Annotated in this window: 7 protein-coding genes and 1 pseudogene; all 8 read right to left on the bottom strand. The window is 60.8% G+C overall.

Annotated elements, in window-relative coordinates:
* Complete coding sequence (locus tag BRADO_RS28820; RefSeq protein WP_162093067.1) at positions 1-9,588, bottom strand: AIDA repeat-containing protein; 9,588 nt, start codon at positions 9,586-9,588, stop codon at positions 1-3.
* Positions 9,585-10,361, bottom strand: a complete 777-nt coding sequence (locus BRADO_RS35195) for a hypothetical protein (protein WP_157872623.1) — start codon at positions 10,359-10,361, stop codon at positions 9,585-9,587. Before BRADO_RS35195 ends, BRADO_RS28820 begins: the two co-directional genes overlap by 4 nt.
* Before the next feature lie 938 nt (positions 10,362-11,299).
* Complete coding sequence (locus tag BRADO_RS34475; RefSeq protein WP_083794985.1) at positions 11,300-11,593, bottom strand: helix-turn-helix transcriptional regulator; 294 nt, start codon at positions 11,591-11,593, stop codon at positions 11,300-11,302.
* A 105-nt stretch (positions 11,594-11,698) separates the two neighbouring features.
* Positions 11,699-13,153 carry an HlyD family type I secretion periplasmic adaptor subunit gene (locus BRADO_RS28825; RefSeq protein ID WP_041757094.1) on the bottom strand — a complete coding sequence of 485 codons (1,455 nt, stop codon included), beginning with the start codon at positions 13,151-13,153 and terminating at the stop codon, positions 11,699-11,701.
* Positions 13,140-15,266, bottom strand: coding sequence for a type I secretion system permease/ATPase (locus BRADO_RS28830; RefSeq protein WP_012029736.1), 2,127 nt, complete (start codon positions 15,264-15,266; stop codon positions 13,140-13,142). The genes BRADO_RS28825 and BRADO_RS28830 overlap by 14 nt, the downstream gene beginning before the upstream one ends.
* 375 nt (positions 15,267-15,641) lie before the next feature.
* Positions 15,642-16,802 (bottom strand): annotated as a pseudogene (locus BRADO_RS34480) (transposase).
* Between the two features lie 102 nt (positions 16,803-16,904).
* Positions 16,905-17,168 (bottom strand): conjugal transfer protein TraD, encoded by a 264-nt coding sequence (locus BRADO_RS28840; protein WP_012029740.1) that lies wholly within the window; start codon positions 17,166-17,168, stop codon positions 16,905-16,907.
* A gap of 1 nt (position 17,169) precedes the next feature.
* Positions 17,170-17,496: a conjugal transfer protein TraD gene (locus BRADO_RS28845; protein WP_041757801.1), complete on the bottom strand. Its 327-nt coding sequence runs from the start codon at positions 17,494-17,496 to the stop codon at positions 17,170-17,172.
* Positions 17,497-17,500 lie beyond the last annotated feature (4 nt).

A 17,500-nucleotide genomic window follows, 5' to 3' on the forward strand; every position in this document is an offset into this window, starting at 1 on the left:
TTATCCATTCCACGAGGCGGCGATCTGTGCCGGCGTCCGTTGATCATGGCTAGCTTCTTGCGTGAGCGCCGCAGAAACGAAGCCGCGGTCGTCCACCGAGAAGCTGGCCATCGCATCGATCAATCGTGAAAGTTGCGCGTCCGTTTCCATATTTCCGGTACTGACGCCGGGCAAGACATTGGCCGGGACATCAGATTGACGCCAATTGTCTACGACATGGATGAAGCTGCCCCAATCGTCCGTGAAGCCCAGGAGCTTTTGGAGGTCAACAAAGGCATCTTGAGTTGCCGCATCCGAGGAATGCTGCTCATCCGAAGCGATTGCTGGTTCCGCTGGTGGGTCGCTTACAAGCGTGCCTCCCTGGCCGTCAGAGGCCATCGTGAAGCGGCTGGTCGTGTATTGCCCCGCGAGGACGAGATGAGCCGTGTGAACACCATCGCTGACAGTCAACGTCCCGCTTTGATTGTTGGCGGCTTCGGCGAAGCTCAGCGTTGTGCTCGATCCGAAGCTGATGTCGGCCAAATCGAGGTGGTCAGGCAACCCAAAGCCGGAGATCGTTGCGCCATAGCTCACCGATGTATCCAACTTGAGGGTTCCGCCACTCGACAACGTAATGCCGCTTGCCGATCCTCCGCTCATGACCTCGAGCATTCCACCAGCGACCACGGCGCTCGATAGCGTGCCGCCTGAGGTGACGACCTCAGCACCACCGCTACTGATTGTCGAGCCACTGGCCGTACCCCTGACGACGATCTGTCCGGCATTGCTGACTACTGTCCCGCTGGCAGTCGCGCCTGCAGCAATCGACAGCGAGCCGCCGCTGGTGACCGACACGCTGCGAACGGTCTGGCCGGAGGAGACGTTGAGCTTGCCCCAAGCGCCCACCGTGACGCTACCGCCCGCGGCAACAGTCGCGCCATTGACCGTTCCGTCGACCACCAGACTGCCGCCGCTGTTCACGGTAGCGTTGTTCAGCGTACCTCCGTAGAGCACGGCTAGCGCCGTGCTGCCATTGACGGTCGCGCCATTGACTGTCCCACCCGCGCCGATCTCCAGCGTCACGTTGGCGCTGGTTACGTAGCTGCTGAGGGTGGTACCGCTTACGATTTCCAGGAAGCTACCGGACGCGTAGGTTGTGCCGTTCGCCGCCGCACCGCCTAACAGCTCGAGAGTTCCACCACTGGAGACGGACGTGCCGCTGACGACACCACCGGATGCGACCTCCAGAATAGTGCCGCTGGCGACCACATAGCCGGTCTGCGTCAAGCCCGAACCGACTTCGTACGTGCCGCCGTTGAGCACCGTGGTGGCACTGGCGACCCCGCCGGCGAAAACCTCCAGCGTGCCGCCACTGCTGACGACCGTGCCGCTCGCTCGACCACCAGAGGTGACATAGAGCAGACCGTCGGCCGCGACAGTCACACCATTGACCGTCTGACCTGATTGAACACGGAGTTGTGCGAAGCCCGACACAACGGCTGACGCGCCAGTTGCGATGGAGGCCCCTACCAGGTTGCTGTTGTATCCGACGACAGAGAGACTACCACCGCTTGCCACGGTGACGTTGCTGGCGCTGGCCGAGAAGTCGACGATCAGCGCTCCCCCACTGCTCACGGTCACCCCGTTTGCGCTCTGCCCGTCAAGCTCCAGCACACCGCCGCTCGAGACAACCGCGCCTCCGTTCGAAATCGTAGCTCCCACCACCGTTCCGTTGACGACCAAATGGCCGCCACTTGCAATCGAGGCGTTGTCAGCAGTCCCACCTGAGGAGACGACGAGGTTCGCTCCGCTGTTAACCGAGACATTCCATGCGGTCTGACCGGCCAGAATGCTCAGAGAACCGGCAGACACGGTGGCGGCCCCCCCGCTGGAAACGACCGCACCGCTGGTTGTCCCAAAATTCGTCAGCTGGCCCCCGCTTGCGACCGCGATGTTTCGAGCGGTCGCACCTGCCGCGACGGTCAGGACACCACCGCTCGATACGGTCAGCCCACTTACCGTCTGGCCGGTGCTTGCCGTCGCCGATCCTGTATTGTTGACGACAACAGAACCGCCTGCGGTAACGACGCCGGTGACCGAGCCGCCGTAGATTGCCAATTCGCCGCCGCTGCTCACGGTCACATTGCTGACCGCCGCACCCGCCCCCACCTCCAAAGTAACACCGCTGCTCACGGTGTAGTTGGACAGCGAAGCTCCGCTCGTCGCATAGAGCGTTCCGCCAGCACTGATTGTGGTATTCGTCCAGCTTCCGCCCGCCAGTTCGAGCGTCCCGCCGCTCTGCACGACCGTCCCGCTCGCCGCGCCTCCTGCTTCGACGGCCAGGATCATTCCACTGCCGACAATGTAGCCGGTTTCTGTGAACCCGGATCCGACGTCGAGTATGGCCCCCTGCTGCAGGACGGTTCCTACGGCGGTCGCTCCCCCCAGCAGCTCGAGCAACCCGCCACTTGTCACCACGGTCCCACTTGCGCTTCCGCCGGATCCGACCACGAGTACGCCGCCATTCTGGACGACGACGCCGCTGACCGACTGCCCCGTCATCACATCGAGAAGACCGCCCCAGCCAACCGTAACGGACGCACCGAGCGCCACGTTGGCGCCGTAGACTGAACCGTAGTCGGTGAAGCTCCCGCCGCTGCTTACTGTCACGGCGCTGACGACACCTCCGGCGTAGACGGCAGCCGCGTTGCCAGCCGCTACCGCCGCACTCGCGACAGTTGCTCCCGACGCAACTTCGAGCGTCACGCCGTTGTTCACGGTGTACGCTCCAAGCACATAGCCTCCGATGATCTCCTTGAAGCTGCCCGCGGCATACGTCGTGCCCGTATCGCTCTCACCGCCGACCAGGATCATGGTCCCGCCGCTCGCGACCACCGTTCCGACCGCCGCGCCCCCCGAGTCGACCTGGAGGAAGGCGCCACTCCCGACCGAGAATCCACTCTGCGTATAGCCCGATCCTATTTCGAGCAGCCCTCCCGCCAACAAGGTCGTGCCGGAAGCGGTAGCCCCGCCGTAAAGCGCGAGAACCCCGCCCGACGACACCGTCGTATTGTTGACGGTGTTACCCGAAACGACCTCGATCACTCCGCCATAGGAAATCTGGCTTCCGCTCGCGGTTCCGTAGACAAAGGCAGTTCCGGACCCGATCACATCAATCCGGTCATTGTTGCCGACGACCGAGACATAGGCTCCATTGTCGACATAGACGATGTCGTTGTCACCGAACACCTGGGCCGCATTGTCGAACGTTCCGACCCCTGCTCCGATCGTAATGGTGGCATTCGAGGCTTCCGTAATCGGATAGGCGGTGGTGTAGGCGAATCCTCCCAGGAGCGCTCCCGCTCCGACATAGATCTGATTGCCGGTCCCCGAGCTCACGATCAACTCGGTCGCGCCGACCTGCGCAATCTGATTGTTGTTGCCGGACACGACTCCGATGCCGGAATCTTCGATGGTGATCGCCGTGTTCGAGGCATTCACCCACGCGGTGACACCGGGGATGTCGACTGAATTGTTGTAGCCGTTCAGAGTGAGGACGCTGCCGTCCAATGCGAGAATGGCGTCGTTATTCCCGTTGATGGTGAGCGCAACGCCGCCGACACCTGCGACCCTGTTGCCATCCTCAAGCCATTGCCCTGAATAGGTGTAAGTACCGGCGGCCGTGATGGCGACGGCAGATCCGGCCGGGCTGATCCATTGCGGCGCAGTGGTCACCAGGTCCTGGTTGGGATCCACCGCCGTGCGATTATTTTTGGCTCCCTGGTCAGTGGCGTACTGGGCGACTGCCACCGCAAGGTTGGCGAGCTCCTGGGCACTCGGCGCGGCATCATGCATGTACTGGCCGAACGTCGCCATTTCTTCGGCAGTCGGGGGCCGTCCAAATGCGTTCTGGAAAGCCGCCGTGACGTCAAACCCGTAGTAGTAATAGGTTCCTGCAGTCGGCCCAGGCACCGCATAATTGGAGAGATATCCCGCGGTCTGCAGAATCCCCAATGCCAGACCGTAACGGTCGAGCGTACCGTTATTGATGAAGTTCAGCAGACTTTGCGACTCTGCATTGTCCATTGTCCTGCCAAGCAGAGTCTGAAAGATCTCATTTGCGATCGCGGTGTCACGCTTTTCGCTCGCGAGGTCGATCGTGATCGTGTGAGGCAGGTTATACCCGTCGTTCAAAGTCCAGGTGTCGACACCGTTGGCGTCGATGACGTGCGAAGCGCTCTCGTTGTGAGGCATCGCCGCATTTGTGACCGCCGGGCTGTTGGCCGCGACCGCACGGGACCATTGATAACTGCCATTGGCATTGGCAAACGTCACGGTTGTATCGGTCACGCCGGTGGACGTCGCCAGGGTCGTAACCAACCCATTCGCGCTGACCGTATAAGTATTGGTCCCCAGCAACGTGCTGGCGGTCGCAGCCGTATCACCGTAATAGGCGCATACGACAGTCTTCGAGCCATCGGGCGCAACCGTCGTCGTGTCGACCTGGTTGAATATGCCGTTGCCGTTATTGTCGATCCGGGTCACGGTCACCAAACCGTTCGCACTGGTCGTGGTGATCGTCTGCGACCTCAGGTTCGAGAAGCTGTTGCCATAGGCCGTCTTGATAATCTCAGTCTGACTGCCATCCGGATTGAGCGTGGTGATGTCCGACGCGATGATATCCGTAGCCAACAGCGAAGCCGGAACGCTCGCGCCGGTCAGTATCGCACTCGCCGCCGCATTGAGGCCGGCCTGCGACTCTTGCCCGGTGGTATCGTAAACGAAGCTCTTCGCGAGCCCGTTGCCCGATACGCTTGCGACGGTCTGACCGATCAAGAGGTTGGTTGCGTCATAGTTCAGAGTGGTCGTCGTCTTGCTGGCATCGGCATTTGTCAAGGTCGTCACAATTTGCCCGAACGCGCCGGCCCCGAACGAGCCCGAACCGCTACGGGTTTCCGTCGTCGTGTTGTCCGCATTTGCGACGAACGTATCGGTCACCGCGTTGTACTGCGTGCCGTCGAAGTCCGAATAGGTGGTCGCCGATACCGTCCGGCCGTCAAAGCTGGTATTCACAACCGTCTGAGCGACGATCACCGATGGCGCAAACGAATTGTAGTAGGTCGTCGTATCCGACTTCGAGCCGTCGAGATTGATCGATTTGGTTTCGACGATGGAAGGCGTCCCGTTTCCGATCGCGGTGGATGATGTCGTGCTCAGCCCATTGGCCGACGTCACCACCACCGTCGTATCGGTCGGGACCGTCGCGCTGCCGAGCGTGTCGGTCGTGGTCTCAGTCGTATTTCCCGAGTCGTCGATGACCACGACGTCCTGGGTTGTAACGCTCGAGCTTGCGGCCAGCTGCGCGGCCACCGCTCCGGACAATGTCATCGTGGTGGTTCGCTGCTGGCCATTACCGGTGACCTGCGTCCGGACCGAGCTCCTGAGTGTGGTGCTGCCGGTAACGACGTCGGCATCCTCGGCGTCGACGAGATAGCCGCCATCGCCATTTGCGTTGTATGTCGTCGTCTTACTTTGGGTATCCGTCGCAGTTCCTGCGGCATTCTTGTAAACCGTCTGCACCGACAGGCCGTTTCCACTGGTCGTTCGCGTGATAGATCCAAGCAGCGAATTGAACGCATTGTAGCTCGTCACGGTATCGATGACCGATCCGTTCGTCTGGGTCTGCCTGGTTTCGGTCTGGTCGACGACCGTGATGGAGCCGGTCTCGCCGAGGTAGCGGTTGGTCGTCGTGGTCTGCTGATCCGCGCTCACCGTCGTCACGCTCTGCGTGATCGCCGTTCCAACGCCATTCAGCGTCGTCACCGTTTCGGTTCTGCTGCCGTCGGTTCTGTTCAGAACAGTATTGTCAGTTATGACTCGGTTGAAAACAGCTGCACCGGAACCGTTGACCGCGCCGTTGGCGTCAACCTCCGTGGTCCTGGAGAGGCCATTGCCTGAGACGACCGTCACCGTCTCGGCAAGCAGGCCCGTCTTATTGGACGTACTGACGGTCTCCGTCCGGCTTCCGTCCGTATTGAGCGTAATGGCGTCGGTGGTGGAAAAGTCCGTTGTCGTATCGCCCTTGACCGCCGTAGCAGTGGTCCTGACCAGACCATTGGCACTCGTCGTAGCGATCGTCCTTAGTAGCAGCGCGCCTCCGGGGCTCGCGAAATAATCCGTCGTATCGGTGACGCTGCCGTTGGCGGCGGGCAGTACGGTCTCGACCTGGTAGCTCGGCACCGACCCCAATGATTGCCGCGTGGTGATGGACTCGAGCCCCGCGCCGGCAACAATGATGCCAGTATGCGCCGTCGTCACGTCACGCACGGCGCCAGCGGTCGTTCCGGTGTAATCGGTAACGGTCTCTGTCCGGCTACCATCCGCGTTGATGGTGACGAGATCGACGGTCGAAAGGTCGGTGACACCGTCGCCGTCGAGGTCCTGGGAGGTGGTGGTGCCCAACCCACCGGCGGCAGTGACGGTTTGCGTGCTGCCGATCAGAACCTGATTATAGCTGTAGGTGGCGGATGCAACTGTGCTGCTTCCATCACCATTCAACGTGGTCGTCCGTGCAGTCCTGGTGGCGTAATGCGCTGTCGCATAGGGATTGACGGTCGTCGTGGTCGAAAGACCATTGGCACTCGATGCCACCGACGTCTGCGACAACAAAGCGCCGTTCTGCGCCGTCGTATTGACGGTATCGGTCCGGCTGCCGTCGGCGTTGATGACGGTCGTATCGGTAGCCGTGACGTCGAAAGCAAGTCCGCCTGAGGCAAATGCTGCCGCAGACTGCCCCTGGATGTCCTTCTGGACCGTTTTCACCAGACCATCGGCTGTCGAGGTCGTGACCGTGGCACCGAGAACATCTCCCAACTGGTCAAAACTGACAACTTGGTCACGGACAGTGCCGCTATTCGCAATCGTGACGGTCTCGACCTGCTTGACGAGATTCGTTGAGCCCAACGTCGTCGTCGTGGTCCTGGTCCGCCGATCGGCAGATGTGTTCGTCTGAGCCGTCTTCAGAGCGTGACTCACGCCATCGGTGACGGTGAGCGTCTCGGTCAAGGCACCGCCGGCGCTGATCGTGGTCAGATCTGTGGTGACTTGATCCCACAGACCGCTGATCAGCGATGAGGAGGTGAACGCACTTGATACGATGGTTTGGAGTCCACCCGAGGTGACGATTGTCTGCGATTGATCGATCTTGTAGCTGGTGCTGGCACCATAGTTGGTGACCGTTTCCGTCGAGGTGCCAGCCGAGGTGATGGTGTTGTCCGTCGTGATGTGATCGAATACGGGTGCCGCGGCGGTGCCGGCTCCAGTCGAGTCGATCTGCAGCGTCTTCGAGAGGCCGCCGCTCGCGGTGCTGGTCACCGTCTCGTCCCGGATCGAGCCATCGCCATTCAGCAGCTGGACGGTATCGGTCGTGGTTCCCGAGCTGACCGTCACGGTCTCGTATTGCGAGATCCTTCCATCGCCATTGCCATAGATGGTGACCGTGCGCGCCGCGCTGCCGAGCGTTGCCGATGTGATGCGCTGGGACTGGAGCGTTCCATTGGCGCTATAATTCGTGACGGTCGTGGTCGCCGTTCCACCCGCGTTGGAAATTGCCGTGACCTGGGCGCCGGTGCCGATGAAGGCTCCGTTGTCGAGCGCCGATGTGACCGCCGAAGTCACCAGCCCGCCGCTGCTTTGCGGCGTCTGCGTGGTGACCACCTGGTCCAGCAGCGTACCATCGGCGCTGCGATCAGTCTGGGTGGTCACCGAGCCGCTTGAGGTGGTCACCGTCTGCGCCACCGAGACCCGATCGAGCGTCGTACCGTCGGTAAGATAGCTGGAGGTCGTGCGCGTCACCGTGTTAGACGTCGTCGACGTGACCGCCTGGACCAGGCTTGTCACGGTGGTCCCGGACGATGTCGTGATCGTCTCCGTTCGAACACCGCCGGAGCCAATCACGGTGGCATCGACCGAGGTCGTCGCCATGGCGCTGTTGCCGTCGATCAGGCCGATCGTGGTTCGGACCAGGCCGCCGCTCGTCACCGTGCTCGATGTCACATGGCTGGCGGTTCCGTCAAAATTCAGATCACTGACCACATAGGTTGCGGCGCCCGAGCTCGGCGTCGTATCCACCTCCTGTTGCGTAGTCCAGCCGCCGCCCAGAAGGTCGCGCTGGATGGTAACGACCTTGCCGCCCGAGGTCACCGTCGTCGCGGTGGTGGTCGAGTTCAGCTTCTCCGAGCCGGCCGTGCCGGCACTGGTCAGCTCGCCCGTCGATGTGATGGTGCCGGCGGAATAGTTGGTCAGCACCTCCGTCGTGGCGCCATTGCTCGCGGCGGAAATGCTGTCGGTCTGAAGGGTCAGCACCACGCCGCCATTATTGACGGTCGTCAGCTCACGGTTGGTGGTGGTCGTCGCGACGCCGCTCGTCGTCGAGGAGCTGACCAGCGTATTCAGGATGCGCTTGTGATCGAGACTGCCATCGCTATTGGTTTCAGAGGTCGCAATGGTAACCGATCCATCCGCATTCGTGCCGGTTGTCGTGGTTACCACGTAGCCGTTGGCACTGGTCGCGAACGTGACCGTCGCAACCGTTCCTGACGTGCCGCCGCTCGTCGTATAGCTCGTCTGCCCGTCGATCGATGATCCGTCCGGCAGCGCCACCTGGGTTGCGTCCTCGACCAGGTTGATCGAGGTGATGCCGAGGCTGGCAAGCGACCTTGCAGTCTGCGTGCCGTCGGCATTGGTGACCATGACGTAGAATTTCGAGAAGTTCGCGTCGCCGGCGTTGAGCGCGCCATCGTGGTTCGTGTCGAACACGTCGAGCAGCGCCTGCATGTCCGATTTGGCACTAGGGTCCCAGTCCGTGAAAATCACCTGGTTGGCCTGGGTCAGCTGCCCGGTTCCAGTCGGGTCGAAGAACAGCACGCCGTTGCCCGCGCCTGCCCAAGCCATCTGGTTCTGGACGCCGGATCCGGTGGCGTCGAAGAACGTATTCGACTGCGAGAGCTGAGTGATGTTGATGCCCTGGCCGGTCAGATCCAGGACCACCGGGGCGAAGCCGAAATCACCGCCGCCAAAATCGGAGTAGCTGTAAGAGTAGTCATAGTTGTATGAATAATCATAACTAGACCCTGAGTTGTAATTCGAGGCATAGGTGGATGTGTCATAGCCCGGCGAATACCCTGACGTATCATTCGAAGCGTAGTTGTTCGTTGGAGGCGAGACGTAATTTGTCGCCGTGTCATAGGCGTATTGCGGAAACGAGGAAGTCGACGACTGGTTGAGAGCCGCAAAGTCCTGATTGACAACGTCGTTCGGTGTCGCCGTCGCCGAGCTTGAACCATAGTCAGTTACTGGAGGTGACACATAGTTTGTTGCCGCGTCATAACCGTATTGCGGAAAGGAGGTCGTCAACGGCTGATTGACAGCCGCAAAGTCCTGATTGACGACGCCGTTAGGCGTTGTCGCCGAGCTTGAACCATAGTCAGTTGCTGGAGGTGAGACATAGTTGGTTGCCGCGTCATAGGCGTATTGCGGAAACGACGCCATCCAGGGCTGCTGCAGATCTGCAAAGTCTCTATTGACGATGTCGCTTGGCGTCGTGGTCAAGCCTGAAGAGCCCATGTCGTTGGGTCGGGTGAGCCACCACCTGCAGGAGCATCATAGAGACCTGCTTTGATGTGGTCTTGCGCCATCGATGGTAGCCAAGACTGAATCGCGGGATTGTTGTCCATTGCGTTCTTGGCCTGCGCTGCGTTAGTGATCGACGCCCAGTCGATCTGTCTATTCCATTTCTGCAGCGCTGCCAGGTCATTCAGTCTCTCAAATGTTTCCTGCGTTTCAACCGGACCATACAATTGCTTGACCTGATCTCCTACAATCGTACGAAAAAGATAGTCGCCGACCAGATTATTGTGCCCACCGCGTTCTCCAGTTTCTCCCGATAGCTGAGGAAACTGTATGTGGTCGAATTCGTGCATACCGACAACACCGAACGGCTCTGTGTAGGTAGAACTCCTGCCGGTATCAGGATTCGTCAACGTAAGCGTCATCGAGCCGATTGGCACCGACTGTCCGTTCACTTGTACGTTGGCCGCAGAGTACTGCGCATTTAAATTGAACGTCACGCTTCCTGATGCTGGATCAGTCCAGGCATACGCCCCCGAGTATTTCGTTCCAAACTGGATTGTGGGCGAACTTACATTGGCCAGCGCAGCGCTGCCTTCCGGGGACTTTACCAGATAATCTACGGCCGGCACGGTCGCGTTATATTGAGAGATTGCCCGAGAACTCGGCAAACTCGAAAAGCTGCTGTAATCGACAGAGACCTTCCCGATAACCATCGTCGGGGCAAATGGGAGATTCCACTCTGTATCTGCCATGAGAAATGTCCACCTCTTCTACTGACGATCTTCGTTTGACGCCGGTGCGAGCTTACCAAACGCTCCACTAACTAAACAGGACTTTGCTAGCGACGGATACAATCTCATTGGTAATTCGCTCCACTCATGGACTTCTACTCCTGCCTTACTGGATCGGATTTCAACGAATCGATTGCCGTCCTCGGCGAGGAAAACCCAAGAAAACATTGGATGAGACACTATTATCATGTGAGAAAAGAACGAAATCGGTCTAATCAGACGCACATGTTCGTCATTTCGGACGAGGTAAGCCGTGCACCCGTTTGGACACTCCTTGGCTGGAAAGAAAATTGATACCGGCCCGAAATTCAGGACATAAGCTTGAGCAAGCGATGAGCCGCTATCTACAGCCGCCAACTTCTCAAGGAGATATTCAGCGTTGCGTCGAGCAGATAAGGCAAGACCTGACGGAAACATACTGCCTTCGAAAAACTCGAGCTGGGGGGAGATGTTAGAAGTGACAATTGGTAGACATTGTGGAGCTGGGTAATTCTGTGCGTTGGAGGACTGCACAAGCAAGAGCATGCACAGCGAGCCGAGTGTACTTCGTCGCAGATCACGCACCATAAGCGCCCTGAAGCAATACACCAACGCTCCTGTCCGTGTGCCTAGTCCAACTTTTTCTGGCATTACCGCTCGATCCAAAAGGCTCGCCACTCCCTTCCACGACCGCGGCATCAACAGAGCTGCCCCACGACTAGTTTTAATGCGCCACGCGGAACCGTAAAGCTCCAAGTGGCGAATACCGATAGACATCATATGAAAAAAGGCTTCTATCAGACGCCTTCATCGATCGATCTGACCCTCACGTGCAATCACCGATCTGCCTCGCATGGCGATTGCCGCCATAGTGCCCGGGCAGTCAATCGACTAAATATCACAGGATTTTTGACCAGGCGTCACCTATCATCTTTGATAGTTGCAATAACCGGATTTTTGGGAGCTTCTTTAATTTCGCGTTCTAGTGGATGCGGCGAGGACTGTTCGGTTGATGGCTGAATGAGACCGAGTTCCATGGCTCTGACTGCTGCTAGCGTGCGACTAGCTACGCCAAGCTTACGCATTGCGTTTTTGATGTGGAAAACCACAGTGTGCTCACTGATAGCGAGGATCCGGTCAACTTCCCACGACGACTTTCCTAACGCTGCCCATTCTAGGCATGCTTTCTCCCGATCAGAGAGTTCGCCGAACATTTTCTAGCCTCCAGCAATATCTGGTTTTTGGAGCATCGGCGTACGCTGCGCGATCCGCCCTATCTATTCCAATCGCTCCAAATAACTCGCTCGTCCTGACAGGCTTCATCGATCGCGCAAGCTCTCGTGCTTGTATCGCAGCAGGGGCGACATAATGTACTCGATGATCCGTCTCGTCCCTGTCTTGATCTCCACTGTCACCGCCATGCCCGGCGACAGTGCGACCATCTTGTCCTCCACCTGCATCTGCTTCTCGTCCAGCGACACCCTCGCCGAGTAGATGAACTCCTGCCCCGCCGGCTCGCTGGTCTCAGCCAGGGCGCCGGCCGCCTTGCCGCCGGCCTGCTTGTCCGCCGGCTTCTCCCGTACGATCGAATCCTGGGAGACGCTCAGCACCTTGCCGTGGACGAGGCCGTAGCGGGTGAAGTTGAAGGTGTCGATCTTGATCTCGGCCGGCTGGCCGACATTGACGAAGCCGATGTCGCGGTTGGAGATCATGACCTCGGTCTCGAGCTGGCTGTCGGCGGGCACGATGAGCATCAGTTGTTGCGCCGGTGTGACGACGCCGCCGACGGTGTGCAGTGCGAGCTGCTGCACGGTGCCGTCGATCGGCGCGCGCAGCAGCTGCTCAGACGTCTTGCGCTCGGCCTTGACGAGGTCCTGTGTCAGCTCGTCGGCCTTCTTCTCGGCGTCAGTGAGATCGGACAGCACCTGCCGCTCGAAGCCGGAGCGGGTCTGTGCCAGCTGCTGCTCCAGCGCCATTCGCGCGGCCTCGATCTCGACCAGGCGCCTTGTCTGCACGACGCGCTCGCTCTGCTGGTCGATCAGCCGCGACTGCGCGTCGATGAAGGCGATCTGGTTGCCATACTGGATCTCCTTGGCGTTGCGGCGGATATCGGCGGTCTCCCGCAGGAACGGCAGAGCGGCGTCGATCTTGGCAATCGCGGCCTCGATCGACTGCACCTCGGCGCGTTTCTGCGCGATCTGCTGCTGGTTGGAGGCGAGCTTGGACAGCTGCTCGGCGGCCTGCGCCTGCAGCGCGGCGCGGGTGCGCGCGATGTCGGTCGGCGGCGCGCCCTCGGGCACGCTGAGCGGCCGCAACGCGGCGAGATCGGCAAAGCTATCACGAAGCACGCTCAGCCGGGCCACATCGAGCCTCGCCTGCATCAGGCCCTGCGCCACGCGGTGGCGCTCGGCCTCGGTGACGGTGCGGTCGAGCTCGACCAGCACGTCGCCGGCACGGACCTTGTCGCCGTCCTGGACATGGATCGCGGCGACCACGCCCGCCTCCAGCGGCTGGATCGTCTTGGTGCGGCCGGTCGGCACGATCTTGCCCTGTGCCGCGGCGATGATGTCGACATGGCCGATGATCGACCAGCCGACCGCGATCGCGAAGAACAGCATGATGGTTCCAGCCACGGCGCGGCCCGCAGGCGAGGCTGGTGTCTCAACGATTTCCAGCGCCGCGGGCAGGAATTCGCGCGCGTCGTTTCGCCTGCGGCGATGCGCGTCCAACGAAACCGGCGCGTTGTCCTGCCGGTGTGCCTCAGCCGACGACATGCAGGCCCGCCTGGATCTGATGCAGGGTGGCGTAGCGCCCGGCACGCTTGATCAGCTCGTCATGGGTGCCGTCCTCGACCAAGCGACCGTTCTCGATGGTGATGATGCGGTCGGCGTTGCGCACCGCCGACAGCCGGTGGGCGATGATGAACACGGTGCGCCCGGCGCAGATCCTGCGCATGTTGCGCTGGATGATGTTCTCGCTCTCATAGTCGAGCGCCGAGGTCGCCTCGTCGAAGATCAGGATGCGCGGATTGGTGACCAGCGCACGCGCGATCGCGATGCGCTGGCGCTGGCCGCCGGACAGGCTGGCGCCGCGCTCGCCCACCACCGTGTCGTAGCCGTCGGGCAGACCGAGAATGAACTCATGGGCGCCGGCGAGCTCGGCCGCCTGGATCACCCGCTCCATGGCCATGCCGGGATCAGCCAGCGCGATGTTGTCGCGGATCGAGCGGTTGAACAGCACGTTCTCCTGCAGCACCGCGCCGATCTGCCGCCGCAGCCAGGTGACGTCGGCCACCGTGAGATCGATGCCGTCGATCAGGATGCGGCCGCCCTCGGGGACGTACAGCCGCTGGATCAGCTTGGTCAGGGTCGACTTGCCGGAGCCGGAGGGGCCGACGATGCCGACGACCTGCCCGACCGGCACCTTGAGGCTGATATCGTGCAGCGCCAGAGGCGCGTCGATGCGGTAGCGGAAGTGGACGTGATCGAACACCACCTCGCCGCGCACCGGTGGCAGCGCCGCGCGGCCGGGGTTGAACGCCGGCTCGGGTGTGGTGTTGAGGATGTCGCCGAGCCGCGCCACCGACAGCCGCGCCTGGTGGAAATCCTGCCACAGCTGCGCCAGCCGCAGCACCGGCTGCGCCACCCGCCCGGCCAGCATGTTGAAGGCGATCAGCTCGCCGACACTCAGACTGCCCTCGATCACCAGATGCGCGCCAAAATACAGCGTCAGCGCGGTGACGATCTTGCTGATGAACTGCACCAACTGGCTGGCCCAGTTGCCGAGCGACAGCACCTCGAAGCTGGCGCCGACGTAGCCGGCGAGCTGCTCCTCCCAGCGCCGCTGCATCTGCGGCTCGATCGCCATCGCCTTTAAGGTCTGGATAGCGGTGACGGTCTCGACCAGGAAGGCTTGGTTCTCGGCGCCGCGGTCGAACTTGACGTCGAGCCGCCTCTTGAAGATCGGCGTCACACCGGCCGACAGCGCGATGTAGAACGGGAACGAGCCGACCACGATCCAAGTGAGGTACGGCGAATAGTAGAACATCACGCCCAGGAACACGAAGGTGAAGGCGAGGTCGATCACCAGAGTGAGCGCCGAGCTGGTGATGAAGTTGCGGATATGCTCCAGCTCGCGCACCCGTGCCACCGAATCGCCGGCGCGCCGCGCCTCGAAATAGGCGATCGGCAGCGCCACCAGATGCCGGAACAGCCGCGCGCCCAGCTCGACATCGATGCGATTCGTGGTGTGCGAGAACACATACGTTCGAAGACCGCCCAACGCGGTCTCGAAAATCGTTACGGTAACCAAGCCGAACACCAGCACATCGAGCGTGGTGTAGCCGCGATGGGTCAGCACCTTGTCGGTGACGACCTGGAAGAACAGCGGCGTCACCAGGCCGAACAGCTGCAGGAAGAACGAGGCCAGCAGCACCTCGCCGAGCAGCCGGCGATATTTGTGCATCGCCTGCAGGAACCAGGTGACGTCGAAACGCCGCGCCAGATCCGTCAGCGACGCCCGGCGGGCCATCAGCACGATCGTGCCAGTCCAGTTGGCCTCGAACTCGGCGCGCTTGAGACTCTGCGGCCGATTGACGAGCGGATCTTGGACTAGCGCCGTCTCGGCCGTGACTTGGCCGAGAATGACGAACGAGCCGTCGGCCCGCGCTGCGATGGCCGGAAGCGGCAGCTTGGCAAGGCCATCCCATGTCTGCCGAACAGCGCGCGCCTTGAGCTTCAGCTGACGCGAACAGCGCAGCATCTCGTTGACGCTGACCTTCGCGCCCGCCAGCTGGTGGGCAATCTGCGCCGGATCAACCGCGACCTGATGGAACCGCAACAGCAATGTCAGGCAGTCGAGCCCCGTATCGTTCTGCCTCGCGGTCATAGCCTCCCCGCACTACCTTAAGTGGTGCGACCATATGATGCATGCGGAGGTCTTGACTGGCAAGTTTCCGCGGGATCACGTGTCCGTAATTTTACGGGTGTTTCCATCCAGCAACAATATACAATCTTTACGATTGTATTTCGTCGACACTCGCGAACGGGTCTGCTGTAGAGCCGAGTTGTGCCGGTCCAGGCTTCGCTTCGCTTTTGTTCGCCAATCGAGTGGGCGGTCGACATAGAGTTGCGCGGTTTGGGGAGTTCGGTTCAAGTGGTGCACCCGCTCGGCCTTTCTGGCCAGGCGAGATCCTGGATCGTGTTCCCAGACTTGGCGCAACTGATTGCGGGTTACCGCATTCCCCGGAACGGGTCGGATCGGTCAGTTGGCTATTAGCGGAAAGCTAACGGCGGGATCATCGCAAGAGCGCGATGGTTTCCAGCGTCATGTAGCGGCTGCCCTGGACCGTCCACTCGTCGTTCTCTTCGAGCAAAATGGCACCGACGAGTCAGACGATGCCTCCTCGTTTGGGGAGATGCCAACGACCTCGGTGCGGCCTGATCTCTTGGTTGAGGCGTTCAAGCGGATCAGTCGAGTGCAATTTGTCCCAATGCGCGGAGAGGAATCTCATAAGGCCAGCACGTTGGTATCGGCTTCATCTAGGAACACCGCCAGCTTCGGCAATTTGGGGCCCAACTGATCGGCGATGTGCCGCCATTGCGTACTTGTAGCTTCGGCATCGTATTGGGCAATCGCCGTGGCGATGGAGGCCTAGACGACGCGCCGCCCGCTCTTGCTGGCATGCGCCAGGGCGTTCACATCCAGCGCACGTGTCAGCGCAGCCAGGACGCGTCGAGAATCTTCGCGACTCGCGCCTTGATCCCTTCATGTGCGTCAGAGACGACGTGCTTGATTCGTGCAGGCCGCGCCAGGCGAACTGGTGTAGGAACGCCGCCAAGAACGTCTCGGTCTCGGAGGAACAAATATCCATGCCGAGCATCCCGCTCCGGCCATCGCTATTGACCCCGGCTGTGATGATCACCCCGACCGAGACGATCCGCCCGTTCTGGCACAACTTCGCGTAGGTAGCGTCGATCCACAGGTACAGCCAGTCGCCTCGATCGGCGGCTTCAACTGGTCGCCGATCTCGGCCACACAGGCGCGACACGGCCTCTTGGAGATACTATTCATCCCTATTCCTGCACGAGACCGTCGACCGATCGGGTCGAGACACCTCTGTACGTAGTCCACCTTGATTGTCGCCGCGCATCCCCCCATACTACGGCCGTCAGAGCCTTCTCGTCCATCCGGCGCGGCTCCAGGGAGCCTGGGCAGTAGCTTCCCTTTCGCAGCTTGAGGACCGCACCGGCGCGCTTCTCCTAGGTCCGGTCACGATAGCCGTTGCGGCTATACCAGACGTTCGGAACTCTTCTCGCGATAGAACGCTCCGGTCAATCCGGCTTGCTCCATATCTATTAATCACTGGGCTGCAAGGCCAATCATCTCGCGCAAAAGATCGGCGTCTGAGACCCTCTCAACCAGCTACAGCTCCTCGCGGAACACCTTCGGCATTTTTTGATTCCAGCGCGATCGGACGTCCAATGTCTTGCCAAGACTTGCTCGCTAGCCGAGGACCGTGGCGCATCAACGACGAGCTGCTGGAACATTTCGATCTGATCCTTTTGGCATCTGGTCCGCCTCAAACGCTTGCTTTCCCTTCGCCATCCATAGCTCACTCACCAATGGCCTCTGCTCGCTTTTGAGTTTCTCGGCGATCCAGAGCAGCGCGCCTAGGATGATCGCGCGGTCATCGCAGGTCAGGTCCAAGAGACCCGCTTTTACGATGAGACCGCCGAGCTCGATGAGTTGACGCGTGCGTTTACGGCGCTCGACCTGCCATTTGCGCATGTCATGTCGCGCCCTTGCGGCTCGGTGCCGATTGCGCGCCGCTCGGTTGCGCAGAAGGGCCGTCCAAATTGCGGTCAGTCGCTGACGCATTTCGCCGCGCGCGGCTCTGAAAGAACGAAGCGCCGCGCTTGGCCCATGCCTCCCTCTTCCCGGCCTCTTTCGTCTCGGCCAACACGATCAGCGCGCCGGCCAGCTCGTCGGCGCTGAGTGCGTCAGCTCCGGTCGCGATAACCAATTCGCCGAGCTGGCGCACTTTGCGGGTTTTCAGCCCGCGCGCTTTGTCTTCGAGTGCCTTCAGGTCCGCGTCAAAGTCGCGTGGTTTGCGCATCGTT

It is taken from the genome of Bradyrhizobium sp. ORS 278 (assembly GCF_000026145.1).
Classification (GTDB): domain Bacteria; phylum Pseudomonadota; class Alphaproteobacteria; order Rhizobiales; family Xanthobacteraceae; genus Bradyrhizobium.